The sequence below is a fragment of the Anoxynatronum buryatiense genome (assembly GCF_900182905.1).
Classification (GTDB): Bacteria; Bacillota; Clostridia; order Peptostreptococcales; family Tindalliaceae; genus Anoxynatronum; species Anoxynatronum buryatiense.
Window position 1 is genome coordinate 268,979 of sequence record NZ_FXUF01000001.1, and the last position, 26,085, is coordinate 295,063.

21 protein-coding genes and 2 tRNA genes are annotated in these 26,085 nt (G+C 46.3%); 7 read left to right on the top strand and 16 right to left on the bottom strand.

Annotation, left to right across the window (positions count from 1 at the left end; translation table 11 throughout):
* Positions 1 to 31: 31 nt before the first annotated feature.
* On the bottom strand, positions 32 to 1,840 hold the full coding sequence (lepA, locus tag QOL74_RS01225; RefSeq protein ID WP_283407606.1) for a translation elongation factor 4: 1,809 nt from the start codon (positions 1,838 to 1,840) through the stop codon (positions 32 to 34).
* Between the two features lie 161 nt (positions 1,841 to 2,001).
* Here lepA and rpsT point away from each other — a divergent pair, with 161 nt between their 5' ends.
* Positions 2,002 to 2,265 (top strand): 30S ribosomal protein S20, encoded by a 264-nt coding sequence (gene rpsT / locus QOL74_RS01230; RefSeq protein ID WP_283407607.1) that lies wholly within the window; start codon positions 2,002 to 2,004, stop codon positions 2,263 to 2,265.
* A 106-nt stretch (positions 2,266 to 2,371) separates the two neighbouring features.
* Here rpsT and holA read toward each other — a convergent pair whose 3' ends face one another.
* The 6 genes from holA to QOL74_RS01260 all read right to left on the bottom strand — a co-directional run bounded on the left by holA (position 2,372) and on the right by QOL74_RS01260 (position 9,760).
* A complete protein-coding gene (gene holA, locus QOL74_RS01235) occupies positions 2,372 to 3,412 on the bottom strand; it encodes a DNA polymerase III subunit delta (protein ID WP_283407608.1) in 1,041 nt (346 codons plus the stop codon).
* 3 nt (positions 3,413 to 3,415) lie between these two features.
* Positions 3,416 to 4,000, bottom strand: a complete 585-nt coding sequence (locus QOL74_RS01240) for a cysteine hydrolase family protein (RefSeq protein WP_283407609.1) — start codon at positions 3,998 to 4,000, stop codon at positions 3,416 to 3,418.
* Entirely contained in the window at positions 3,954 to 5,534 is a 1,581-nt protein-coding gene (locus QOL74_RS01245; RefSeq protein WP_283407610.1) for a ComEC/Rec2 family competence protein, read from the bottom strand. Before QOL74_RS01245 ends, QOL74_RS01240 begins: the two co-directional genes overlap by 47 nt.
* Before the next feature lie 80 nt (positions 5,535 to 5,614).
* On the bottom strand, positions 5,615 to 6,772 hold the full coding sequence (locus QOL74_RS01250) for a YibE/F family protein (RefSeq protein WP_283407611.1): 1,158 nt from the start codon (positions 6,770 to 6,772) through the stop codon (positions 5,615 to 5,617).
* 43 nt (positions 6,773 to 6,815) lie between these two features.
* Positions 6,816 to 8,123: a tetratricopeptide repeat protein gene (locus QOL74_RS01255; RefSeq protein WP_283407612.1), complete on the bottom strand. Its 1,308-nt coding sequence runs from the start codon at positions 8,121 to 8,123 to the stop codon at positions 6,816 to 6,818.
* 173 nt (positions 8,124 to 8,296) lie between these two features.
* Positions 8,297 to 9,760: a hypothetical protein gene (locus QOL74_RS01260; RefSeq protein WP_283407613.1), complete on the bottom strand. Its 1,464-nt coding sequence runs from the start codon at positions 9,758 to 9,760 to the stop codon at positions 8,297 to 8,299.
* A gap of 126 nt (positions 9,761 to 9,886) precedes the next feature.
* On the opposite strand from QOL74_RS01260, the gene QOL74_RS01265 reads away from it, so the two are divergent.
* Positions 9,887 to 10,801, top strand: coding sequence for a ComEC/Rec2 family competence protein (locus QOL74_RS01265; RefSeq protein WP_283407614.1), 915 nt, complete (start codon positions 9,887 to 9,889; stop codon positions 10,799 to 10,801).
* On the opposite strand, the gene QOL74_RS01270 is transcribed toward QOL74_RS01265, so the two are convergent.
* Entirely contained in the window at positions 10,763 to 12,877 is a 2,115-nt protein-coding gene (locus tag QOL74_RS01270; protein ID WP_283407615.1) for an Eco57I restriction-modification methylase domain-containing protein, read from the bottom strand. The two genes, QOL74_RS01265 and QOL74_RS01270, sit on opposite strands and share 39 nt — an antisense overlap.
* Before the next feature lie 321 nt (positions 12,878 to 13,198).
* Here QOL74_RS01270 and QOL74_RS01275 point away from each other — a divergent pair, with 321 nt between their 5' ends.
* Both QOL74_RS01275 and QOL74_RS01280 read left to right on the top strand, forming a co-directional pair.
* On the top strand, positions 13,199 to 13,864 hold the full coding sequence (locus QOL74_RS01275) for a hypothetical protein (RefSeq protein WP_283407616.1): 666 nt from the start codon (positions 13,199 to 13,201) through the stop codon (positions 13,862 to 13,864).
* Between the two features lie 36 nt (positions 13,865 to 13,900).
* Positions 13,901 to 15,178 (top strand): alanyl-tRNA editing protein, encoded by a 1,278-nt coding sequence (locus QOL74_RS01280; protein WP_283407617.1) that lies wholly within the window; start codon positions 13,901 to 13,903, stop codon positions 15,176 to 15,178.
* A gap of 70 nt (positions 15,179 to 15,248) precedes the next feature.
* Here QOL74_RS01280 and QOL74_RS01285 read toward each other — a convergent pair.
* The 4 genes from QOL74_RS01285 to polA form a co-directional block, all read right to left on the bottom strand.
* Positions 15,249 to 15,335, bottom strand: a tRNA-Leu gene (locus QOL74_RS01285).
* A gap of 176 nt (positions 15,336 to 15,511) precedes the next feature.
* Positions 15,512 to 17,158 (bottom strand): ABC transporter substrate-binding protein, encoded by a 1,647-nt coding sequence (locus QOL74_RS01290; protein WP_283407618.1) that lies wholly within the window; start codon positions 17,156 to 17,158, stop codon positions 15,512 to 15,514.
* A gap of 16 nt (positions 17,159 to 17,174) precedes the next feature.
* Positions 17,175 to 17,819 (bottom strand): dephospho-CoA kinase, encoded by a 645-nt coding sequence (gene coaE / locus QOL74_RS01295; protein ID WP_283407619.1) that lies wholly within the window; start codon positions 17,817 to 17,819, stop codon positions 17,175 to 17,177.
* Between the two features lie 10 nt (positions 17,820 to 17,829).
* Entirely contained in the window at positions 17,830 to 20,517 is a 2,688-nt protein-coding gene (polA, locus tag QOL74_RS01300; RefSeq protein WP_283407620.1) for a DNA polymerase I, read from the bottom strand.
* A gap of 144 nt (positions 20,518 to 20,661) precedes the next feature.
* Here polA and QOL74_RS01305 point away from each other — a divergent pair.
* Positions 20,662 to 20,748: transfer RNA gene (locus QOL74_RS01305), tRNA-Leu, on the top strand.
* 169 nt (positions 20,749 to 20,917) lie between these two features.
* Here QOL74_RS01305 and QOL74_RS01310 read toward each other — a convergent pair.
* The 4 genes from QOL74_RS01310 to pepV form a co-directional block, all read right to left on the bottom strand.
* Positions 20,918 to 21,577, bottom strand: coding sequence for a response regulator (locus tag QOL74_RS01310; protein ID WP_283407621.1), 660 nt, complete (start codon positions 21,575 to 21,577; stop codon positions 20,918 to 20,920).
* 1 nt (position 21,578) lies between these two features.
* The gene (locus QOL74_RS01315; RefSeq protein WP_283407622.1) at positions 21,579 to 22,736 is read right to left on the bottom strand and encodes a sensor histidine kinase; all 1,158 of its coding nucleotides are present in this window, start codon (positions 22,734 to 22,736) and stop codon (positions 21,579 to 21,581) included.
* Positions 22,737 to 22,783: 47 nt separating this feature from the next.
* The gene (locus QOL74_RS01320; protein ID WP_283407623.1) at positions 22,784 to 22,954 is read right to left on the bottom strand and encodes a DUF896 domain-containing protein; all 171 of its coding nucleotides are present in this window, start codon (positions 22,952 to 22,954) and stop codon (positions 22,784 to 22,786) included.
* A 122-nt stretch (positions 22,955 to 23,076) separates the two neighbouring features.
* Positions 23,077 to 24,477: a dipeptidase PepV gene (gene pepV / locus QOL74_RS01325; protein WP_283407624.1), complete on the bottom strand. Its 1,401-nt coding sequence runs from the start codon at positions 24,475 to 24,477 to the stop codon at positions 23,077 to 23,079.
* Positions 24,478 to 24,585: 108 nt separating this feature from the next.
* Here pepV and QOL74_RS01330 point away from each other — a divergent pair, with 108 nt between their 5' ends.
* Together QOL74_RS01330 and QOL74_RS01335 are read left to right on the top strand one after the other, a co-directional pair.
* A complete protein-coding gene (locus QOL74_RS01330; protein ID WP_283407625.1) occupies positions 24,586 to 25,581 on the top strand; it encodes a M23 family metallopeptidase in 996 nt (331 codons plus the stop codon).
* A 27-nt stretch (positions 25,582 to 25,608) separates the two neighbouring features.
* A complete protein-coding gene (locus QOL74_RS01335) occupies positions 25,609 to 26,064 on the top strand; it encodes a bactofilin family protein (protein WP_283407626.1) in 456 nt (151 codons plus the stop codon).
* Positions 26,065 to 26,085: the final 21 nt, after the last annotated feature.

The following is a 26,085-nucleotide window of genomic DNA, read 5'->3' on the forward strand; positions in this document are numbered from 1 at the left end:
GCTGAAATAATCGCATTTGCCGGCAGTCACTTTAACTATCCAGCTTGAGCACTGACATAAAGGCTTTCTGAGGCACTTCAACATTGCCCACTTGTCGCATGCGCTTCTTGCCTTCTTTTTGCTTTTCCAGCAGTTTCTTTTTGCGAGAGATGTCACCACCGTAACATTTTGCAAGCACATCCTTGCGTAACGCTTTGACCGTTTCACGTGCAATGATTTTTTGCCCGATGGATGCCTGGATGGGAACCGCGAACTGGTGTCGCGGAATTTCATCCTTCAGTTTTTCACACATGAGCCGTCCCCGTTCGTAGGCTTTGCTCGTGTGTACAATAAAGGAAAGGGCATCCACCTGTTCTCCGTTAATGAGAATATCCAGCTTGACTAGCTGTGATTCCCGATACCCCAGCATTTCGTAATCAAGGGATCCATAACCGCGGGTTCGGGATTTCAGCGCATCAAAAAAGTCATAAATCACTTCATTCAAGGGAAGTTCGTAATTAATATTCACCCTTGTCTGGTCCAAATAGGTCATTTCCTTCATCATTCCCCGGCGTTCCTGACAAAGCTCCATGACAGACCCTACATACTCATTCAGCACCATAATGCTTGCTTTGACAATGGGTTCTTCAATAAGTCGGATTTCCTGAGGCTGGGGCAGGTTGGCAGGATTTTGTATCATGACCATTTCGCCGTTGGTTTTATGCACCTGATAGATAACACTTGGGGCAGTGGTCACCAGATCAAGATCAAACTCCCGCTCCAGACGTTCCTGAACAATTTCCATGTGAAGCAACCCCAGGAAACCACAGCGAAATCCGAAACCAAGCGCTGCAGAAGTTTCGTTTTCAAAAACCAGTGCCGCATCATTCACTTGGAGTCTTTCCAAGGCATCTTTTACATCTTCAAACTTTTCGCCTTCAGCCGGATAGATGCCGCAGTAAACCATTGGCGTCACTTTTCGATAACCGGGAAGTGGTGTTTGGGTTTCCCTTTTGGCTTCGGTAATGGTATCACCCACCCGGCAATGACGCACATCTTTAATGCTGGCTGCCACATATCCCACGTCTCCCGCCCGCAACACATCCTGTTCAATGGGCCCAGGCGAAAACACACCAACTTCTGTGATTTCAAATTCTTTCTGGCCTGCCATCATGCGAATCCGCATGCCTGGTTTCATTTCACCATCCATCATGCGGATGTAGCCAATGACTCCCCGATAGTTGTCATAAAGGGAGTCGAAAATGAGTGCTTTTAACGGTTTCTCCTCGTCTCCCTTTGGTGGGGGAATGCGCTGAACGACAGCTTCCAATACATCTTCGATGTTAAGGCCCTCTTTGGCAGAAATCAGGGGGATGCCTTCTGTGTCAAGTCCGATGATATCTTCAATTTCTTTTTTTACTTCATCCACCCGTGCGCTGGGTAAATCAATTTTATTGATCACCGGTATTATCTCAAGGTCCTGCTCCAATGCCAGATACACATTTGCAAGCGTCTGAGCTTCGATGCCCTGGGCGGCGTCCACCACCAACAAGGCTCCTTCACAGGCAGCCAGGCTGCGGGAAACCTCATAAGTAAAATCTACATGACCCGGCGTATCAATGAGGTTCAATTGATAGGTTTCGCCGTCGTTTGCTTTGTAGTTCAGCCGGATGGTCTGCAACTTTATGGTAATGCCGCGTTCCCGCTCCAGTTCCATGTTATCCAACAGCTGTTCTTTCATTTCCCGGCTGCTTACCAGGCCCGTGGTTTCAATGAGCCTGTCAGCCAGGGTGGATTTTCCATGATCAATATGGGCGATAATACTGAAATTGCGAATTTTATGTTGACGTGTTGAAAACAACGAAATTCCTCCTTCTATTGACACCTTTAACGAAGGCATTATATCATAAGGGTCTAGTGAGTTTCAATCACTTCATGAAGATGAATGAAAGAAGCTATTGATTTTTAGGCATGCTTTTGGTATAGTTAGAATGTTAATGAGCACATAAGGGGGTGAAGTGATTGGCTAATATTAAATCTGCAATGAAACGCATTCGTGTGATCCGTAAAAAAACTGCCCGAAACAAAATGATTAAGTCGCAACTTAAGACTGCTATCAGACGTTTCGAAGAAGCTCTGGATCATAATCAGTTTGATGTGGCAAAGGAAAAACTTCAGTTTGTTGATAAGAAATTGAAGCAGGCTGCCGCCAAAAACATCATTCATACAAACAATGCTTCCAGGAAACTGTCTCGCCTGACGAAAAAATTAAACCGTACGGTTTAGATCAGATGAAAAGTTTCAAACTTATGCGTTAAACAATCAAATGAGATAAAAAAAGCGTTCTGATTACTTCAGAGACGCTTTTTTTAATATGTCTGAATGTTGACCATCATTTCCGCAAGCATATTTCAGCGATGATCAGCTCCATGGCCTGCTGTGCATCCAAAAGCCCTTGTTTCATCTGCCGGTCGAGTACCAAAAAAGCATTCAGCAGCCACATCAGATCATTTTCATGAAAACGCTTACTATATGACACTGTTTTTTTCACGGCATAGGGGTGTTGTTTCAGTTTTGTCGCCATTTTTGCCGGCGTATAACCCTGCATGGTCAGTTCTTTCACCCGAAGCATCAGCTTAAACTGGTTGCGCAGATAGCCAATAATTTTCATGAGAGGTTCACCTCTTGACAATAATTCATGGAGGCGCACCTGCGTTTCTGCTCCCTTTTTACCAGCAAAACTCTCAATGAGCATGAAAATATCATTCTGAAAAGCGGCGTATGTTGTCTGCTGCACTTCTTCCTGTGTTACCCGTTGCTGATCTCCCAGATACGCCACCAGTTTGATGATTTCATTGCTGACATCCTGCAGTGTCTGTTCCGGTTGACTGGTAAAATAGTCAAAGCTCTCTGCAAATGTTCGCACAGCCTTCTGATCCGCTTTTTTTCCTGCAGCCTCCAGCTCCTGCTGAATAAACCGCCGAAAGTCGGGTTCCTTTAGTCGCGGAAAATCTTCTGTATGAGCCACCTTCTTAATGGCTCTCAAAATTTTTTTTCGGCCATCTGGTTTGACACGACAGAAAAACAGCAAACACGTGCTGCTGGAAGGACGTTCAAGATACTGCAGTAGTTTTTTTTCCTCTTTTTCTGTCAATGCCGCTCCTTTTGTTTCCAGAAATGACGGATTCTTAACGACAACCAGTTTTCGCCGGGCCATCACCGGTAACGTTTCCACCGCTTCCAGCAAGATTTCGATGGTAAAATCTTTTCCCTCATAAGTGACCAGGTTCATGTCCTGCATTCCTGGTGGGATCAGTAGCTGGATGAGTGCCTGTAGGTAACGTTTCATCAACAACTCTTCTTCTCCGGTGATTATGAAAACCGCCGGCACCTGTTCCACCGGGGTCTGCTGCAATCTTCTGATGACTTCCATTGGCTACCCTCTTCTCACAACATCGAATCCCATGACTGTTTCGAAATGTGCCAGCGCTGTATTATGGGCTTCCGCATTAAAGCTTGCCACAGCTCCTTCGTTGACGATTACTGCAAAACCTTTATTATAGGCATCAACGGCTGTGTGAAAAATGCAGATATCCGTGCAGACTCCTGCCAGTTCAATCTGTTCAATGCCCTGCTGTCGAAGGATCAGTTCCAGGGGCGTTCCGCAAAATGCAGAATAGCGGCGTTTATCCAGTTGAATAATTTTTTCAGGATGCTCCTTTTCCAGACGCCTCACCAGTGTTTCAATGCTGCCATAAAGCAATCTGCCCACAGTGCCTGAAATATTGTGAGGAGGAAAGAGCCGATGTTGGGGGTGGGTCGTATCATTTTCATCGTGCACATCATTGACAACAAACACATAGCCCGCTTCAGTCAGATATGTGTTTATTTTTTCGGCGATCATCTGTTCAATGTCCTGGCCCGGTTCTCCCACCGTCAGCTTGCCATCCGCTGCCACAAAATCATGGGTGTAATCAATGAGTATCAATGCTTTTGGGTCTGATATCTGTTTCTGTGACATTATCTTCGCCTCCTTGTGTTGGTTCTGCCGAATATGAGATCTTCGTCTTAAGTTGCACCAATCGACTTTGTTCGCATATTGATAAGCCTTTCCATATTATTGCTAAAGCGAGTCCGTAGCCTATGAGCCATCCGGATGACAAGAATGACACCTGCATTTCTGCCCAGGGCCATTGACTAAAGTATGAGGTGACGGCGATGATATATCGTATGCCACCCGTTACCATGATTCCCGGCAAAACTGCCAATATCGGGTGAAGCAGGCCTGCCACAATCATGACAAGCGCCAGGGGCATCAAAACGCCCATCACGGGAACAATCAGAAAATTTGCCGGTATCGCCACCAGTGAAAATGTCTCAAAATGGACAGCCACCACAGGCCAGGTCCCCAGTTGGGCCGCCAGGGTAACCAGCAACAGATCCAGCACAGGCAGCTTCTCCTGATATAGACAGCTGCGCAAGGGTGGATATAGCCAGAGGATCCCTCCTGTGGCCAAAAAAGACAGCTGGTATGACACTGTTCTCAGCGTTAGTGGGTTCACGAAAGCAAAAAACAATGCACACCAAAGCAAACTGCTCTTTGCATCGTATCGACGTTTTAGAAAAAAAGCTGCAACGTAGCAAGTATACATCACCGCAGCTCTCAGAATGGAAATCGAAAAACCCGTCATGGCAGCGTAACACCATACCGCCAGCACGGTGGTAACAAGTGCTCCACGTTTGCCTGCTCCTGTTTTCTGGAGGATAAACTGAATGACGACTGCCAGAATTCCCACATGAAGACCAGATACTGCAATCAGGTGGGCTGTTCCTGTACGGCTGAAGTGCTGCAGCTGATCCTGATGTAACAGACGACGCTCTCCAAAAAAAATGCTTTTTAATATCTGATTTTCCGGTTCAGAAAGCCGGCTGTCAATTGACTTCTCAGAGAATTTTCGCAGTTGGTAAGCTCTTAGACGCCACCAATTTACGGATTCTGTCACGCAAATCTCTTTTCCCGACAGCTGAATGACTCCACGAAACCCTCTGGACCTCCAGTTTTCAAGCCAAGGCTCTGTGGCAGATTCCGACAGATCATGAACCACTTGAAAAGAAGAAGCATAAAACATCTGGCCCGGCATCAGCCTGGGAATGTCATTATCAAAATGTGTCAGTTCAATGATGACGGGTACTTTCATCTGAATATTTTCTGTTTCCATGACAATTTGCTGGATGACACCTTCATAGCGGGTACTGAAACGACCGCTGTTCCCTGTATGCGTCACCATTATTTTCAGTTGGGTCACATCATCGGTGGAAAGAACACCCATCATCGAAGTTCCTGTTGCGTTTTCCATCTGTTGTCGTTGAAAGCCCATAAGACAGGCCAGCAATATCATGCAACACAATGCCCGTCGATCATCCAGCTTCACCAACCCAATTGCGGCCATCAGTGCCACAGGAAAGATCAGCCATCCGGCAACCGCCTGCGTTTGACCCGCAAGCAACATACCCAGCGTAAAAGCTGGAACAATCATCATTGCAGGTCGCTTCACTGAGATGCCTCCCTTATGCAATGTTGACAACCCTTTCGCCATTTTCACTTAATCTGATGATCTTGAAATGTCCCTGATTTTTAAGGATGGTCAGGTGATTGTTTTGAAGCCGGCATGTTTTTTTTGGCTCCTGCCTCTGTTCTCTTTAACAATAAAGAAGTGACCACGACAGTCAGTGGGATCGTCAGAAGCAACCCGATGCTTCCAGACAGCGCCCTCAAAATTTCTGTGGCAATCATATCTAAGTTCATGATGCGAATCACAGAGGTGTCATACGCCATAAAAAGAAGCATCAATGGCAGTGCCGCACCAGTGTAGGCTAAGATAAGGGTATTGGACATGGTTGTCATAATATCACGCCCCACGTTCATTCCAGATCTCATTAACTGGCGTGAAGATACCGCCGGGTTCACCCGGTGAATTTCAGTAATGGCAGAGGCAATGGAAACACCCACGTCCATCACGGCCCCCAAAGCCCCCATGATAATTCCCGCAAAAAGCAGGTCACGAAAATCAAAGGAAACCTCCTGGGGAATGTACATCAGCATAATGGCTTCTTCACTGGACAGCCCTGTCAGCCGCACTTGTGACCCGGCAATGAACATGACCACTCCTGCCGCCATCAGGCCTCCTGTAATCCCAATAACCGCTGAAATACTTTTCACATTGACCCCGTCAATAAGCAAAATTGTCACTAATGTCACCAGTAAAGAAACGCCGATGGTCAGCAAAATCGGAGGATACCCCTTTAACATGCCTGGCAACAGCACGCGAATAATCAGAACAAAAGTGAATGCCAGTGTCACAATGGTTTTCAAGCCTTTCCAGCGGCCAATGACGAGTAACAGCAATATAAAAAGTCCCAAGATCCATAGAATTGACATGTCTCGCACATAATCGATGATATATATTTCCAGGTCTCCTGAGGCAAGCATTTCCTGTACCACCAACACGCGGTCACCTGGTTTCACCGGTACGTCATAGACAGGATTATCAGACAGGTGATTTTCCACTGTGACAACTTCCCCATTAAGTGGCCCGCTATAAATTTCAAGTGTTACCCATTGAGTTTCAAAAAAGACTTCTGACTGCCCTCGATCTTCCACTGCCAAAACCCTTGCCCGCATCGTGTTGTCATAGGGGTCTTCAAGTTCAGAAGCAACCACCGGCGTGGTTATTATCATCAACAGAAACAGCAAGCTGCTGATCACTCGCTTAATGCCTTGATTCAACTGCACGCGAACACCTCCTGATCAATGAACGAATGATTCAGCCTGCTCCTCATTCGCCTTGTCTGCTGCTATTCAATCTGCGACCGGTGGTAAAATCGATATTTTTTTTCAACATCTGAATCGCTTCATGAACCGGATTGTAGTAGGGCATCATCCGACGGGCTTTATACAAGTGCCAGCGCGCTTTATCAATGAGATTTAAATCCATGTAAATCAAACCGATGTGATAGTGCGCATACCCATTTTCCGGCAAGACTTCAAGAATTCTCTTTGTGTACTTCAGTGCTTCTTTGGAGTTTTGCATCTTGTAGAAATACAGCTGTGCCAAACTGATGAGCGTGTAGTGGTCTTCAGGGTAAATAGCCAACACCTTCTGATAGTGTTCCAGCGCCTTCTTGTAATGCTCTTCTTCATAATAGCAAGCAGCAATCCCACTGTGAATATCAGCTGTCAGTTCTTCCGACTTCTCGTCATCCATTTCGCGCACCGCTTTTTTGTAGCACCGAATCGCCGCTTCGTTATCTTCCATTTCATAAAAGACATCACCCAGCAGCTTCCAGTAAAATCCGTTTTTCAGTTCTTTCTCCAGGGTTTTTTTTAGGATCATCACCGCTGCATCGTACAGGCCCAGATTGCACATGGCAATGATCAGGTTGCTCATCAGGAATGGGTTGTCAGGATATTCCCTCACAGCTTTTTTTAGCAGCTGGACTGCTTTGTCTTCCATCCCATTGACAATATAAAAACTGCTGATGTTGAGGTATGGTTCTGGCGATTCCGGTCGAATTTTTGCCTGAAGTTGAAAGCATCGAATCACTTTGCCCAGATTACCTGCATGATCAAAAGCATATGCCAAATCCTCCAGCAAATAGTACCGTCGATACTTGCGCATAAAAAAAGGATTCATTCGTAATATCAATAATACGCCATGCAGAGCATTTCCTGGTCTTCCCTCTTTTAAATGACTTCGAATTTCCTGAAAAAAAAGGCGGCTGACTTCTTCCAACCGGTCACCATCAAAGGGGTATTTTTGCAACCACCCTTTTTCCAGCTCTTTGCCGGAGAGCTCGTTTTTGGGAAAGAAAACTTGCCCGTCAAGATGATGCGCAGGCAATTGATCCCGAACTCGCTGAAGCAGCGCAGCGCCCTGATGATTCTTGCAAAATTCCACAGCAATCCAATAGCCGGGAATCCGCCGATGATGCTTTGGCGTTGTGATGCTTTTGACACCACGAACTTTGCTCGTTGGCATCCCATCACTGCGAAGTTCACTTTCCACGGCCAGCTCTTTATAAAAGTACTGTCTAAGCAGTCGCATGCGTTCTTTTTTGGTTGCAGAAAAGATATATAAAATCATGGAGGCCTCCTTTCAGCCATCCTGAAAACAATATTGTTTCCAGATAATCCTTCTATTCATGAACACCATAATACCACAGAAAGGCCTGTTTCAAAAGAAGTATCCCTCAAAATCAGCTTTTAAACCACGCCTGACAATAAATGTCATGCCTGACGCCCATCTTTGATCCTCACTTAAAAATGTGCCGGAAAAATTGTCTGCCAGTCTCCTGTTGGGGTCTCTAAAACCACTACTTGCCATCGCCGGTAAGTCAGAACTTGCTTCACACGATGCATTTCTGGTATTTCAAACAGCATTCGTTGGCTGCCTGACTGAAAATGAATCAGCTGACGATGTTTCATGTATACAAATCCAGATTCGGCATTTCCTGTGAAATACGTGATTTGGCCGGTTGGTAATGCCTCCCATGGTTCGATCGCATCAATCACTTCTGTCCATTCATCTTCGAAATGATGAATGATAACAACCCTGGAGTCATCTTGCTGCAATGGATACACGAGCCATGGATAATTGAAGTAAATCGATTCACTCGCTTCCATCAAGTCGCCGTATTGTTGCACTTGCGTTTGTTGAACCTGTTGGTTCAGGTGATAAGTTATCATTTTTCCAGTATTATCAGGATTTTCTGAGTCGGTATCAACAGGCAGGGCACCATACAACAGGTAAGGGTACGTCTCACTGAAGACGGGTTTTCCAATGATGCTGTACCCTTCTGAAACCTGGTTTAGAAATTGCGTTTCACGGCGGTCAAGTGAGTAAATTCCCACCTGAACGGGTTTTGATGACTGATCGTCGATTTTCCGGGCACCGGGATTAAGCAAAAAGGCAATGGTTGTTTCTTCAAGGTTCATTTGTGGCCGAATTCCTGGAAGAAAGGCGTGAATCTGCCGACCAGAATCAGCCCCATATGTGATAAACTGTTGTGGATGAGTTTCATCACAATCCTGTTGTTCCACCAGCAGATACCCCCCTTTTGGAGAGATAGTCACTTGACTGGTCCAGTCGTGGCAAAACCAGTGGACAGTCAGCGGTGTGAGCTGTGTCATTCTGCCCGTGACAGTGTGATAGGCAGCCAAACTCCCGGAAACTTCGTCAAAAAAAACAATTTTACTGCCATCGGGACTTAAGAGGAAATCTGGTGGTGTTCCTTCATCATCTGGTATTTTTGCCTGTAAAATCACCGGATTCTCATCTTGTAGATTGCGAAAATGGACCAGCCCACTGTGTTTGTCTGAAAAACGTCCCACAGTCAGAAAGCCCTGCAACAACGGATAAACCCTGGTTGGTTCAAATTGTTGTTTCTCCATAAATTCAACAGCCGTTTCCCAGTGATTTACTTGTATCTGACGCCTCTCAGGTAATAAATGAACCATTGTATTCAGATCATGTGACAACGCATATAATTCCTGGTCTTCTTCATACAGGCTGTAAGATTCACCCGGCCATTGAAACGTCACCTGCCCAGCCAGTATTTCAATGACCGGCATTGACTCAACCTGGATGAACCGGGGACTGAGATCCACCTGAGGACGACTGACTTCATCCATTTTATCTGTGACATTTTCACTGCAACCAACCAGCAAAAAAATGGCTGCCAGCAGCAATGTCTGAAATTTGTATTTTTGTCGTTTCAACATATGAAAATCATCCTTATCCAACATCTTGATTGCCGGTTCTCCGCATCTGCTCTCCAATAGACATCATCATGGGAGAGCGAACTACCATCGATTCTTGTTTAATCCACATAAGGGAGTGTTCCAGTTTTGTCAAAATTCTCTCGTTTCAAGTTCATTGTACCATTTTTTCTTATTGGCATTCTATTCATTGGTATTTCTGGCAGATATCTCTCCACCAATCCATTCAAAAATCACTTATCGGTTCATCTTATCGATGTGGGACAGGGTGACAGCCTCTTTATCCGCACACCTTCAGGAACAGGTTTGCTCATAGATGCCGGCGATGCTTCAGGCGGCGATCTGGTGGCAGCCTATCTTAAACGGCAGGGAATCCGCAAAATTCCTCTGGTGGTTGCCACCCATCCTCATGCCGACCACATTGGCGGCATGGAGACGGTTTTGACACAGTTCGATGTAGATACTGTCTATCTCCCACCGGTGGTTCATACCAGCCGTACATTTGAATCGCTGTTGAACACCGTCGAATCTGAGGGCCAACAGCTTGTTGCTGTTACTGAACCAACGATCATCCTGGATGAGGAAAATGTGGTGGTGCGGATTCTGACCACCGGCCACGATTTTGGGGATCATCTCAACAACTGGAGTTTATGGGTTCATGTCACTCATGGACAGCAGTCTTTTCTTTTCACCGGTGATGCTGAGCAGGAAGCAGAATTGCTGGCTGTCGAAACATTTCCAGCTGAATGGCTCCGGTCAACAGTACTAAAAGCCGGACATCATGGCAGCAACACCTCTTCCACGCAAGCCCTCTTAGAGATGGTATCGCCTGAAGTGGTGCTGATTTCCTGCGGTCGGAACAATGCGTATGGTCATCCCCACAAAGATGTCATCTCCCGGCTGGAAGCGCTGGATGTCTGGATTTATCGCACTGATCTTCAGGGGCATGTCACCTTGTACAGTGATGGTACGACTCTTCGTTCCTATCAGGCCCCGGCGAATGCTTTACGTGACCTGCCTGCGACGAAACCGGCGACGCAATGAGCACACTTGCTCCAAAAGTGGCCGGGCATCTGCCAATGAGATTTCTGTTTGTTCCAGAAAACACCTGTCCATCGCTTCTAAGAACGATCTCATCTGTTCAGGGTTATGCGCCTCTTGATTTGACAACCGATAATCATCTACCATCTTCATCACTCTTTGCTCTGCTTCTCCACCTGGCAGCGAAGGAACTGGAATCGCTTTTAAAGGCGATGCATAGAGTTCCAGATCGCTGCCTTTCATTTTTCCGTACTGACTTAACCAGGCGTAACACAGGGCCGAGTTCAGCCATGCAACCAAATAATCCAGGGAATGGAAACATGTCTCGCGTCTTTTCAGATAATAGACATCGGCACTGGCGTACCAGGGTGTGTTGGATCGGGCAAATACATTCAGCATCGCCCGTTGCGGTGCCACAATTTTGACTGATTCGAAAATATCCGGATCTCTCGGCCAGTGAAGCGAATGCCATTTTCGCAGCCCCATCGCCACCTCCCGGCGTTTTTCCAGAATGGGACGATATGGTGTCAGGTGCTGCTCCAAAGGCTTTATCCGGCTGATATCAGGCAGATTTTTATCTGTCAGGTAAAGTAACCACTGGTTTGATGTGCATGCCACCTCATAAGGCCATATGTGGCTGTTTTTAAAGAATGGCTTTATATAAGGCGCCACTTCGGGAGCTGCTGTCACCAGTTGATCTTTCTCAATTTCATCCAGTACAAAGATCCCCGTCCCCGGCGCCACATCAGCTACTAAATCGTTGTGTCGTCTGGTAAGCCGGTCGGCACCCGAAACCAATCCCTGATTCACATAGCAAAGGTCTTGAATCTGAAAAACCGTCTTCTGCTCCATCTGTTGCAATAAGCTCTTATTCCTGCCGGGCGACCGCACCATCAATTGACCTCTTTGGTCAAACAAGGCAGATGTACTCGCAAAAACAGCAGGAGAAAGGCTCGTTAAACCTTGATGATACAGCAGGTTAAACAAGGCTGTTCTGTCCATGGGTTGATTCAGGTGAAGCAGCCTTGGCAATACCGAAAGACCTTCGCCGGCTACCCCCAGACAATAAATCAGGTTATGCTGCCCCTTCGCATGGGGAAAGATCATGGTTTTTTCAGGATTGATCAACCAATGAAATACTACTTCTCCATGAAGACGTTGCCTCAATTTGCGAGCTCCATCAGCTGTGGTGAAGTAACTGGTAGTGATGTAGCACAAACATCCCTTTTGGTGCAGGAGATCCAGTCCCCGATGCAAAAAATAATAGGAAAAATCCATATTTTTTTCATAATACAAGGCCCCCGCCCGTGTACTGCGGGCACTATCAAAAAGACGCCTGTTGCCCTTTTCCCCCAGATAAGGCGGATTTCCCAGAATAAGCTGATAGCGTTCGTCAGCAGCGGGCTCCCAGGTGAGCGCATCGCCACATTCCACCTTTAAGTGGATATTTTGTATGCCAGGCGTTATGACCGATACGCCCCCCTGGCGCATCATTTCAATACGCAACAGCATATCCGCCATCATCACAGCTTCCGGTTCCTTATCCACACCTGTCAGATGTCGCGATCCGATTTTCATGACCACATCAGCCATTGATACTGCTAAACCCCGTTTTTCGTTAACCCAGTTGGACACTGCCGCCAGCTGGATTAACCCCTGCCGCAGAAAAACACCGCTACCGCAGGATAAATCCAGCACCGTTATTAAGTCTAACCACTCTTCCTGAGCTTCTAATATGCCAGCTGGTATGCAACCGGGATCATTCTCCGATTTGATCAGATCCAGCGGAAACCATGCCGAGGCACTGCAACCTTTCATCCACTGATGATAGTGTGTTCTTAATGACTCTTTTACCATGAAGGCCGCCAAGGGTGTCTCTGTGTAATAACTGCCACTGCTTTCCCGAAAGTCGGGATTCATCGATTGCTGAAATAACTCATCAAGTATTTCGGTTTGAAACAGATCAACTTTATTCAGATTATCAAAAAGATCATGCGCGCCCTGCGTTTCCATGTTCAACAATTCCAGATCTTCATGAAGCGGTGCAGCAGCAAGCGTGTTTACTCCAAGTTTTCTCATCACAAGCCACAATAACAACCGGCATGATGGAATCCTTTTTGTCAGGTGGCTTAAACTTTCTTCCAGCTGATTGAGAACCGATTGCCATGAAGTCATTTTTCAGCCGCCCTTTCATGATGATTTTAGCCCATTATAGCATATCTAATTCGATGGGAATTCCGCCTGATTTATCGTGCATGTGTTGAAATTTTAATTTTTGTCGCCATATTTTTACAGAGATGCTCTTTTTTTACCGATAAATACTGTAAAGGATCTTTTCTTTTCACCATACACGGGATATTGTTCAATTAAAGGGTATTTATCTTATAAAGAGGTGATTTGATGAGTGTTTCATCTGTCAACCGCCACCGCATTTCCACTTATCAAGTGAACCGAAGAAACAACAATCAGGATGTTTCACAGGTGGATCGTCTCGAACGAGTTAATCCGGTACAGAACAATACCGCCAGTGCCAACGACAATTTCACCATGTTTTCAGAGGTGTTCTATGGTAAGTTGATGGATCTGCGTCGATTTTATCAGCGATTTTATCTCCACGAGCAAGCTTTGGAAGATGTGATGGAGCGCTTTCGCCGCGGGTCTGACAATGTGCTTCCTGACGAACTTCTTGAGCTGATCATCGAACTGATTGAAAAATACAACCGCGCCTATCTGAGTCTCACTGTTTTTGAAAAAGAGATTGGCATTCACCACAGTCGACTGATGCTTCGAACCATACGAAAATATGAGGTATATTTGAATCGCCTGGGAATCACTCTATCCAGCACCGGACTTCTTGAAGTTAACCGCAGCGTTCTCAGTCGCAATCTGGAGCATCACCCTGATTATCTTCAGGTACTGTTCAATTATCGTTCAGGGCTTCTTTACGAACTCTACGTACAATTCAAGTCTGTTCAGGCTCACCCAAACCAAAGTCACTACCGCCAGGTTCATCAGCAACAAACGGAAAATTTTGTTAAGGGCACCATTGTTGATGAAAAATCCTGATGCACCTCTTATTCTTTCAACCAAAGGAGCGATTTTATGCACCAGCCTTATGACACCAGGAAACTCTATTGGGAGAATTCATTTTTAACTGATTTCAAAGCCAAAGTAACTGAGATCGAAGCGACCGGCGATAGCACCGGTCCTTTTCGCGTACAGCTAAACCAAACTGCCTTTTATCCTGAAGGAGGCGGCCAGCCTGCAGATCAGGGTTGGCTCAATGATTTTCGGGTGATTCACGTTGAATCGAAGGATGAAAAGGTCTGGCATATCTTGTCCACCGATAATGATTGCACCATCCATACAGGTGATATGGTTATTGGCAAAATCGATTGGATCAGACGTTTTGATCATATGCAGCAACACCTGGGCCAGCATCTGTTATCTGCAGTTTTATATAATGATTGGAACGCCAATACCATTGGTTTTCATTTGGGCGAAAACACTGTCACCATCGACCTTGATCGCAACCAATTTCATTCTGACGATTACCATAAAATCGAAAACACAGTCAATCAATTGATTTTCAAAAACCTGCCCGTCACGACACGCCTCATCAGCACCGAAGAGTACAACCGTCTAAAGTTGCGGAAAACACCGGAACTCACTGACCCGGTACGCATTGTTGCCATCGAGGGTGTTGATTGCTCAGCCTGCAGTGGAACCCACCCCTCCATGACAGGCTCTGTTGGTCCGGTGAAAATCCTAAAAGCCGAAGCATACAAAAGAGGCACCCGGATCACATTTGTGTGCGGTCAACGAGCCCTTTCGCACTTTCAGCTGATGCAGCAGGAACTGGATCACTGCAGTACCCTTTTGTCAGTCGGTCGGTACCAGATTCCGACCGCGTTGACTTCGCATTTGCAGGATCATCAGCAACTGAAAAAGAGTTTTAAAAACTTGCAGACTGAATGGTGTCACCTGGAAAGTCAGCGGTTGATGACTTCGGCGATTTCCTTTGGTCATTACAGGGTGATTCGTCAGATATATGCTTCATTAGATGCCCATCAGTTACAGTCAATCGCCAATGCCTTAAAGTCTGAAACAGACAGTGTCGCACTGCTGGCAACCACTTCACCTTCTCTTCGATTCATTTTCATCAATACCACCGATATAACAGGCTTTTCGATAAAAGATTTGATGATGTCTCATGTACACCACATTGAAGGCAAGGGTGGCGGCAATGCCATCAGCGCTCAAGGCGGAGGCACTCACACGGCTGGACTTCCCCTCATGTTTGATGCGCTGGAAGCAGACATCAGAAAATGGATGCATAAAGCACCCCTCGAGGCAAGAGAAACTCCAACAGTGAAGTGATCGCCGTACATGGGTCATTATGAAAGAAATTCAAAAACGCTGCCTCCCGAGAGAGACAGCGTTATTTTTGTGGTGCGAGAGATGGGACTTGAACCCACACGTTCGTGCGAACACATGGCCCTCAACCATGCCTGTCTGCCGATTCCAGCACTCTCGCTAATGCAGCAAAGCCCGGCTTCTTAATAAAACTTGAATTCTCGAAGCCGTCGATCATCAACCAATATCTCCACCGGCGACGTCGCCTTGCAGGTTTACGGCTTGCTGAGCTTACAACACAGCACTTTCGCCGAAACACTATAACAGTATAAACCCTTTTCAATCGACTGTCAAGCTTTATGAACCGCTTTCTGATGACTCGTCAGATGCTGTTTCGTCGGTAGCTTCTTCGCGTTGTGGTATCAAATAAGCTGCTTCAATCCCTCTGAAAATATTAAACTGATTGGGAGTCAGTTCACCCTTCAGTGAAGTGCGGTGAAGTACAGCATGCTCTTTAAACAGAAGGCTGACATACGGCACCTCCTGTAGTAGATATTGTTGTAATTGCTGCCAGCGCTCCAGTTTTTGAGCTTCATTGGGCGCCGCAAAAACTGATTCCAGCAGCTGATCAATGATTGCATTCTCGTAGCCAATAAAGTTTCCGGCAGACTCCTGAGTGGAATGGAAGGCAAAGGATAAATCCGGCACCATGGAGAAATGCCAGCCAGTCAGCACAAGATCAAACTGCCCGGCAGCCAGCCGTTCTTGCAGTACTTGCCATGAAACAGTTTCCACTTCAATGGTGATTCCGACTTCTGCCAAAGCTTCAGCCACTGCATTGGCCATCTTTTCCCGCTGTGGATTTCCATCATTAGTCAGCAGTGTGAAAATGGCACTCTCCGGCAATTCAACGCTTTCCACTAACCTTCGCGCCTCTGTGACATCATGGGTGTAACGAAGCTCTTCTCCATGGTAAAGCCATGAAGTGGGAAGCACCGGCACATCTGTGAGGTGTCCGTGTCCAAAATAAATATTTTTCATAATCATGTCCCTGTCGATGGCGTGGGCCACTGCCTGGCGCAAATTTTGATTTTGCCAGATTTCCTGCCGAAAATTAAACCCGATAAATTCATATTGGGTTGAGGGATAGGAAATACCACTCACAGCCTCATGATCAGTATATTTGATCCAGTCAACAGTCAATGGCTCCACAAGGTCAATTTCGCCACTTTCAAAAAGGCTGAGTTGTGCCTGATGGTCAGGAACCACAATGACATCAATTTCTTCAATATAGGGTTTTCGCCCCCAGTAGCTGGGATAATAATGCAGCTTCATTGAACGCGATGCCTCAAAACTCTCAACCTTGTAGCGCCCCGTTCCCACAAGCGGAAACTGACTACTGGTGAGGCGATTTCGGTTCTGGCCGGCGAAGAGGTGTTGGGGAAGCACCGGAAAAGCCAATGTTTCCAGCATATTTGAATAAGGTCTTGTAAATGTGAAACGCACCGTATGATCCCCTGTTTTGCGAACATCTGACACCTGTTGCAGATTGTTGACGTAGAGATTCGGGTAGGCCAGACTGGCTGCCTGTTCCCGCAGTACCTGGAATGTAAACACTACGTCCTCGGGGCTAAATGGTTCGCCATCATGCCATGTCACATTGCTACGCAGGTTGAACGTAATGCTCATTCCCTGGTCATCAAGTTCCCAGCTTTCTGCCAGCAATGGTTCCGGTTTCATATGATCATCGAAGGTGATCATACTTTCATAGATCAGGTGATACACCTGAAAGAGGGTATCGTTGTCATTCAGCAGCGGATTCATCTGTGTTGGTCTGGTAACCGCAAGTCGTAATGGCGGGCTGTCAGCCGGATGATAGTCCAGATCTGCGGTTTCCTCCGGAATTTCTTCAGGTATTTCAGCGACGTCAGATTGACAGGCTGTCAGGCCTGCGATTGACAGGAGCAGCGCCAGTCCAAGACCCAATAGTTGTTTTTGCTTCACAATAGTTCCCCTTTCATCAGCAGCCGTTATCTTGCTTCTTAGACCCGGTTTTGTTGTTTAGTTGCATCATCAATTCCTCCCATTGATGGTTGACACCTTTTTGGAGCATGTGTCGGTCACCATTGTTATCAATGAGAATATGGGATCGTTTCCGTTTTTCTGTTTGAGGCATTTGCGACTGGATGCGCGCACAGGCTTCCCTTTTTGACAGCTTACTGCGCTCCATCAAGCGCCTCACCTGTTTTTCTTCTTCAACGTCTACCAACCAAATTTGATCCACCAGTTGGTCTATCCCCGTTTCAAACAACAGCGGCACTTCCAGCACCAGTACTTGTCGTGGGTCATTCTCGCTAAACACCTTGATTATGTGAAGAATTTCCCGCCGAATTCGTGGATGAGTGATCTGATTAAGCAGGCGTCTTTTTTCATCATTCGCAAAGACTTCCCTTCCCAATGCTTCTCTGTTGAGTGTTCCATCTGCCTGAAGTATCATCGTCCCAAAAACTTCCACAATTTCATCGAGTGCTGGTTTTCCCTTTTCCACCACTTGACGGGCCACCTGATCTGCATCCACCACCCAAGCCCCTTTTTCTTTTAACATGGCTGCGACAGTGCTTTTGCCGGAGGCGATTCCGCCGGTTAACCCGATGATTATCTTCATGTGCGTTACCTCATTTCGCATCAAACCAATTTGTTGCCACCGACAGGTCAACCTTCAGAGGAACTGACAGGTCAGCTGCCTCTTCCATCGCCTGGCGAAGCAGCAGGCTTACCGGTTCCACCTCTTCCGGCGGTGCTTCCACAATCAATTCGTCGTGCACCTGTAAAATGAGTCTCGCCTGATAGTTTCCTTTCTTCAGTTCATCTGCAACCCTCACCATGGCAACTTTGATGATATCGGCAGCACTTCCCTGAATGGGAGTGTTCATCGCCATGCGTTCCCCAAAAGAACGAAGATTGAAGTTCTTTGAATTAATCTCGGGAATATATCGAATGCGGTGCAACAAAGTGGTGACATACCCCTTATCTCTTGCCTGTGTCACCATTTCATCCATATAGGTCTTAACACTGGCATAACGTTGCAGGTAGTCGTCAATATACAGGCGTGCCTGCTGTCGGCTGATGTTCAGATTGTTGGACAGTCCAAAGTCACTGATGCCGTAAATAATGCCAAAATTAACTGCTTTTGCACTGCTGCGCATTTCCCCGGTGACATTTTCTTCCGACACCTGGAAAATTTCTGCGGCGGTACGGGTATGAATGTCTGCTTCTTCCTTAAAAGCTTTGATAAAACCAGGGTCTCCTGATAAGTGAGCCATAATGCGCAGTTCAATTTGTGAGTAGTCGGCATCGATCAACTGCCAGCCTTCTCTGGCGACAAAAACGCGTCGCAGCTGTCTTCCCATCTCCGTGCGCACCGGGATATTTTGCAAATTCGGGTCAGCACTGGAAATTCGGCCAGTTGCGGCAACCGTCTGGTGGAATGTGGAGTGAATGCGTCCGGTGCCGGCATTCACAATGGCCAGCAACCCGTCAATATAGGTGCTTTTTATTTTGGTCATCTGTCGGTATTCTAAAATCAAGGGAATGATTGCGTGTTCATTCTTCAATTTTTCCAGCACCGCCACATCGGTGGAATATCCGGTTTTGGTTTTCTTTACCGGCGGCATGTTCAACCGGACAAAAAGCACTTCACCCAGCTGTTTAGTGGAATTCAAGTTAAATTCTGTGCCGGCTGCTTCGTGCACCTGTTTAATCAAATCATCAATTCGTTTTGCATAGGTTATCTCAAATTCCTTAAGTAATGCAGCGTCCAGTTCAATGCCTTCTGATTCCATTTCGGCCAACACAAAAGCCAGCGGCATTTCCACAGATTCGTAGAGAGACAACATTTCCAGTTCCTGGAGTTGACTTTTTAGTTCAGGTGTAAGGCGATGGATCAATGCTGTTCGCTGTACCAGATAAGCCACCATAGCTTCCATGTCCAGCTCTGTCTGTTTTTTTCGTTTAAGTCCGGTTCCCCACAGTTCCTTGGCTGTCACCACTTTTTGTCCATCATAGTGAAGCGCCAGTGCTTCCAGATCATACGAAGCCTTGGAGGGGTTGATCAGATAGTCGGCGATCATCACATCAAAGGGAGCCCCATTGAAGGGTATATGAACAGTTCTCCAAGCCCTTTTTTCCAATTTTAAATCATGTACTTTTTTCAGAATTGATGGGTCTCCCAGCCACTTTTCAATCCACTCCCTTGCCAGTGCCATGTATTTGCCGTTGCGGCAATCCAGCCACCAACCGGTATTGCCATCAATAGTAACGGCCGCTGCCACCGGTGACGGCCACCCTTCTGCATTGGTGTCTGTCAGGGTGTGCCATGTAATTTCCTGGTGCTGCTGCACCTGTCGATCAAGTTCCTGTAGTGCCTCTATTGTGGTCATTTCCGGCCACAGATGCTTGTCAGCAGTCTTTTCGCTTTTGAAGTCCGCCGGTGCTGAAATACGCTCCAGAAGACTGTTAAATTCGAAGCGTCGAAAGAGTGCGGCAACTTCGGGATTCGACAATTCGCCAAGCTTCAGCTCATCCATTTTCACTTCAATGGGTATGTTGGTAATAATCGTTGCCAATTTTTTGCTGAGAACAGCTTCTTGCCGATGGCCATCGACTTTTTCCCTCAATTTTTTATTGGAGATTGTTTCCGCTTGCTCCAAGAGATTTTCGATGGTACCAAATTCCTGTAACAGTTTGGTCGCCGTCTTTGGTCCAACCCCGGGTATGCCGGGAATATTGTCGGAGCTGTCACCCATCAGACCTTTCAGGTCGATAAACCGTTCCACCGGAATGCCATATTCCTCTGTGAATCTGCCAGGATCGTAAACATCCATTTGAGTGATCCCTTTTTTGGTGATCATCACCTGTGTTTGCTCTGTCACTAATTGAAGCACATCCCGGTCACCAGAAACGATGGCCACTGTCATCCCGTCACTTTCCGCCATTCTGGCCAGCGTTCCTATGAGATCATCTGCTTCAAAACCCTCCATCTGAATGCGATAAAGTCCCATGGCATCCAGTATTTCTTTCAGTGGTTCAATTTGTTCTGCCAGCTCCATGGGCATTTTTTTACGACCGGCTTTGTAATCAGTATACGTATCATGTCGAAATGTGGGTGCTTTCAAATCAAATGCAACTGCTGCATGATCAGGTTTCACTTCTTCAAGGGCTTTAAAAAGCATCGTTAAAAAACCATAGATGGCATTGGTATGTTCACCATCACGGTTGGTTAAGGGAGGCAGTGCATAAAATGCCCGGTTTAGCAGGCTGTTACCGTCAATAATCAATAACTTGCGCTGGATTTGCTCCGGCATGATAACCATCCTTTCGTGAAGACTCTTTGTCATTGTACCATTTTGATGGGTTGCCGTAAATGAGTGCCAGTCCTAAAAGAAACACATCCTAAAGAATCTCCTTGACTTTCCGCCTCAGTTTTGGTATTATTTTCTTCGTACCACGCCGCGGTGGCGGAACTGGCAGACGCAGCAGACTCAAAATCTGCCGATGGCAACATCGTGGGGGTTCGATTCCCTTCCGCGGCACCATATATGTCTTGAACTTCCAGAGAACCTGGAAGTTTTTTCATGTGAAAATATGCCTTCAGTTCCACCGAGAGGCAAAAATACGTTGTCTACAAAGTGCAATAAGGTAAAGCCTCCCGGCAATGGGCTGCTTTACCTTAATCTGACAATTCCGGTCATCGTATGTAAGATATCAGATACTCTTAATCTTGTTGCGATAAGCGTAAATGGCCGCCTGTGTTCGGTCATTCACTTTAATCTTCTTAAAAATATTCGATACGTGATTTTTGACTGTCTTTTCGCTGATAAAAAGGGTGTTGGCTATTTCTCTGTTATTGAGGCCATCGGCGATGAGAGTGAGAATTTCATATTCCCGTTTGGTTAACTGAGCTTTCTGTGTTTCCTGGCCGTTTCCTTCAACATGCCGAATCATATTCAACTGGCTGGCTTCACCTTCTGCCATTGTTGGATACACATAAGAAACACCATTGTAAACTTCTCTGATGCCATGGATCAGCACATCACTTTCCGCATCCTTTACAATATAACCATTGGCACCCAGGTTAAATGTTTCAAAAAGGTATTCAATCTCTTCATGAAAGGTAAGAATGATCACTTTCGTGTTTTGATCCATATCTTTCAGTTTTCGTAACGCCTTAATGCCATTCATGTTGGGCATATTGATATCAAGAAGGGTGACGTCAGGATGCAGTTCCTTCACCTTTTGAAGACACTCTTCACCATCTCTGGCTTCTCCCACCACTTCGATATCGGGTTCAAGGGAAAGGATCTGACTCAATCCCTGGCGAACCAGAGAGTGATCGTCAACAATGAGCAGTCTGATTTTATCCATATTATACCTCCTGAAGTTGAAGTGGCAGAGTGACCGTCAGAATGGTTCCCCGCCCATGTGTTGAGTCAATTTTTAGGTTGCCGTTGAGCAACTCCACCCGCTCTTTCATGTTCATAATACCGAACCCGCTTTCCTGGCTGGCCCTTACCCTGTTCAGATCAAAACCCCGCCCGTTATCCCGAACCATTAACACCACCTGCTCACTTTCCTTCTTCAGCATAACTGTGCAGGCAGTGGCTTTGGCGTGTTTATTCACATTGTTTAACGCTTCTTGAACAACTCTAAAAAGAGCCAGCTTTTGAATGGTGTCTTCCAACTGAAGCTCTCCAAAAACTTCGAAGGCAATTTTCAGACCGGAATCTGTTTCGAAATCTTCAATGTAGCGGCGCAGTGTCGGCTCCAGACCCAGATCATCGATAGCCATCGGTCGAAGGTTATAAATGATCTTGCGGATTTCTTTGGTGCTTTGACGAACAATTTGCTTCAATGAAGCTGTTTCTTCCCGCGCTCTTTTCATGTCGATGTTCATCAGCTTCTCGCACAAATCTATTTTCAGAAGAATGTTGGAAAATGTTTGGGCAGGCCCGTCGTGAATCTCTCTGGAAACCCTCCTGCGTTCTTCTTCCTGCACCTGGATGATTTTTCTCCCCAAGAGCTGCCGTTGTTCCAAGTCTGTAATGGTGTTGCTGAAATCTTCCATATTGCCTTCCAGGAACTCCAGCGCAACACTGAATTTGGTAGTGAGTCTTTCTGCCCGCTCCAGAGTTGCCCGGGCATTGCGGATATGCATCTCAACATCTTTTCGTTCTCTGGCCAGTTCTTCCTCTTCCTGTCGTTTGATGATCAGCTGAATTTGAAGATCATTGGCCTGTTCATAGGCATTTCGAATCATTTCTTCACTGTGACGGGAAAAATCCCGACTGACATCCACCAGCACCCGCCGACTTCTTTTCTCCTTGCGTTCCAATACCTCGACTTCATCAATGACCACTTTCACTTTTTCATTTATGTGGTTTAGTTTGTCTTCCAGGCGGGAACACTCTTTGTTAAGAGTATCAGTCATTTCAAAAATTTCTTCTTTGCTTTCTTCAATGGCTGTAAAAATGCGGCTGAGCACCTGGTTCATTTTTTCTGCATTATTAACATATTCCTGTGCCATCTTTCGTGCCCTCCCGCTTGGCAATGCCTGCACCGGCAAACACCACATTAATCAGTCCATTCAATTTTATCCAGCTGTCCTCTGAAAGACTGGCGAAAAGCTTTCAGGTATTCTTGCCTCAGTTCCTGTTGCTCAATGGTTTCCGCTTCAGTCAATCCCACCGTCTTCTTTTTTTGAGCTAATTGATTGATTCGTTCAATTTTCTGTTCATCAAGCACGTAAGTCGCTCCTTTTCTTCCTCGTTCATTTCTAACAACCATCATACCATAAAGGTACCAAATTGAATCACACGGTCCTAATTTTTGTCAAAATATGTGGCTGTGGTTCTATCTTTAGGCCATCAGCCTGCCAAAGATGCCAGGGCAGCTGCATACAGACTGGTCATTCTCAGAAGGTCATCCACTTTCATAAACTCATTTTTTTGATGTGCCAACTCTTCCTGTCCGGGAAACAACGGCCCAAAAGCAACACCATTTTCAAGCGCCCTGGCATATGTCCCGCCACCAATGGTGAAGGGCTCGCTGGTCAGATCCCCTGTGGCCTCGCGGTATACCTGCATGAGTTTCTGCACCAACTCATCTTCTTTTGGTACGTATAGCGGTTTCACATCTTCATGCATGATCAGTTCAATATTGTTCCGTTTCAAAATTGGTGCCATACCCTTCAGCACTTGTTCTCCTTCAATTGTGATGGGATAACGCGTGTTGACTGTCCATTCGATTTCATGTTGGTCACCCTTCACTTGTCCAACGTTAAACACCAGTTTTCCCGATATTTCATCTTCATAGCCGCACCCCATGGCCTTACCGTTGACTTCAAGACCAATATGATGATTATAAAAACCAATTAAGCGGCTGACATCTTCACTCAAGCCCGGACACTCTGCCAAAAACAATAATAGATGTGAAATGGCATTTTTCCCTTTTTCAGGGGTACTGCCATGGGCAGAAACACCCGGTGCTATGATGATCACTTTTTCCTGAAGATCCTCCATGATTAACTCAAATCCGGTTCTTCGATTAAAAGAAAGAAGTGACTCACTCATGGCTGACTTCAGATTTTCCGCTGCCGCCAACTTCACACAGCAACTGTCAGGCACCATGTTGGGGGCATTGCCGCCTTTTATTTCTTCAATAACAACATCTGCATCATCCTGCTTCCACCGACCCTTAAGATCGAAAATCTGAATGCCTTTTTCTCCATGAATCAATGGAAACTCTGCATCGGGAGAAAAACCTGTTTTGGGCCTTGGATAATGCTTAAAGTAAACCTCCAGGTCCTTCCACCCGGATTCTTCGTCCGTTCCAAAAATCAACCGGATTTTTTTTTGCAGTGGCAATCCTGAATCTGCCAGTATTTTCATGGCATAGAGGGACGCAACGGCAGGCCCCTTATCATCAATGATACCTCGTCCATATATCTTGCCATCATGAATTTCCCCGCCATAGGGAGGATACTCCCACCCGGTTCCTTCAGGTACCACGTCGAGATGAACCAGTACTGCAACAATTTCATCTCCTGTTCCCAGATCAGCATGGCCTGCATATCCGTCCACATTTACAGTTTCAAATCCCAGTTCCCGCGCTAACTGTAACATGTACACCAGCGCCTGATTAACGCCTTCTCCGAATGGCATTCCGGGCAGCGGTTCACTTTCCACACTTTTAATACGTACCAGTTGCTGTGAATGGCGGATGATTGACTCTCTGTACTTGTTCGTTAGTTCCATGTATTGCTTCATGTCATCACTCCCTCTTGAACTTTGCCTGCTTTTTTTGCCTTTGTCGGCAGAAGCAGGTTTGCATCTTTTGCTTTTTCCGTTATAATGATTATCGTAAGGAGGGTTGTTATGTTAAAGAAACCGCCACATCTGGCGCACCGAAAGAAAAGTCGGATGACTCTGATGCTGGTTCCCAATGATGCTAAAAAAATTCGGCAATTCACCTGCCCCACCTGGCTTCCGGGAATGTTATCAGGCGTACTTGTGCTGACTTTGACATTACTATCTGTCAGTACCGCGCGCTTTTCAAACCAACTGGAACATACTCAACAGGCTTTAATAGCTGAAAAAATCACAGTGGCTGAACTGACGGAGGAAAACCATCGGCATCAGCAGGAAATCGTCACACTCACAGATCAATTCCATGAAATTGACGGGCGATTGTCGATGTTGAGTGAGTTGGAGAATAAGGTGTTACATATGGTCGGACTGGAAACCGATTCATCTGGTGAAGAAACACTGACAGAAACCGGGGAGGATCTCTTGAGTTCAGAAGAGGATTATTTTTCCCGCCAGTTTCTATTGGTCACCCGCTCCTCCGACAGTCGTTCACAGGGACCTGTATACGATACCTATGAGGTTGATGTCGCCCATCTGAGTGAACTCATCGAATCCCAGACCACTTCTATGATACAATTGGTTGATGATGTGGAGAAACAACTGGATTATCTGGATGCCCAACCTAACAAGTGGCCTGCCTCAGGCCGTATTTCTTCCCGCTTTGGCTACCGGGTTTCCCCCACAAACCGCAGACGCACAGAATTTCACCAGGGTCTTGATATTGCCAACAATTCTGGCACCAGCATTATTGCCGCAGGCAGCGGCGTTGTCACCTATTCGGGATATAACGGCGGCTATGGCCGCATGATCATCATTTCCCACGGATACGGTTATACCTCCGTCTATGCTCATAACAGTCAAAATCTGGTAGAGGTGGGAGACCGGGTGGAAAAGGGCGATCTGATTGGCCGTATGGGCCGCACAGGACGAGCCACCGGCTCGCATCTGCATTTTGAAGTACGGGTTCATGGAGAACCTGTTGACCCTTTGACAATTTTACAGTAACTTTACCCCAAAAAACAAGGAGGTCCCATGTTCAATAAAAAACAGGAATCAGCCAAACCGCAGTTCGAAAAATTTGACACCCTGATTGGAAAAGCAACAGTGATTGAAGGTACCATCAAAACCGAAGAACCTCTCCGCGTGGATGGTTCAGTGCAAGGTGAAATCATCAGCAAGGCAGATCTCATCATTGGCGAAAGTGGCCGTATCAAAGGAAATATCGCCTGCCAAAACCTCTTATTGGCCGGCAGAGTCGAGGGTAATATTTCAGCCAGCGGTCAGCTTCACATTACCGCCACCGGCACTCTGCAGGGGGATGCCAGTATCCGCTCTTTTATTGTTGATGAGCAGGGTACTTTTGATGGAAAATGTCAGATGGTGCAGGATTCAACAAGCCAGGTAATCCCATCTGTCACCGAGCCCGAGCCATCCCAACAGCAGGATTCGGGTTCGCGACCAGGTGGATCCAGCCGAAGAAACCGTTAACCGCCTCAGTGTTGATGATCA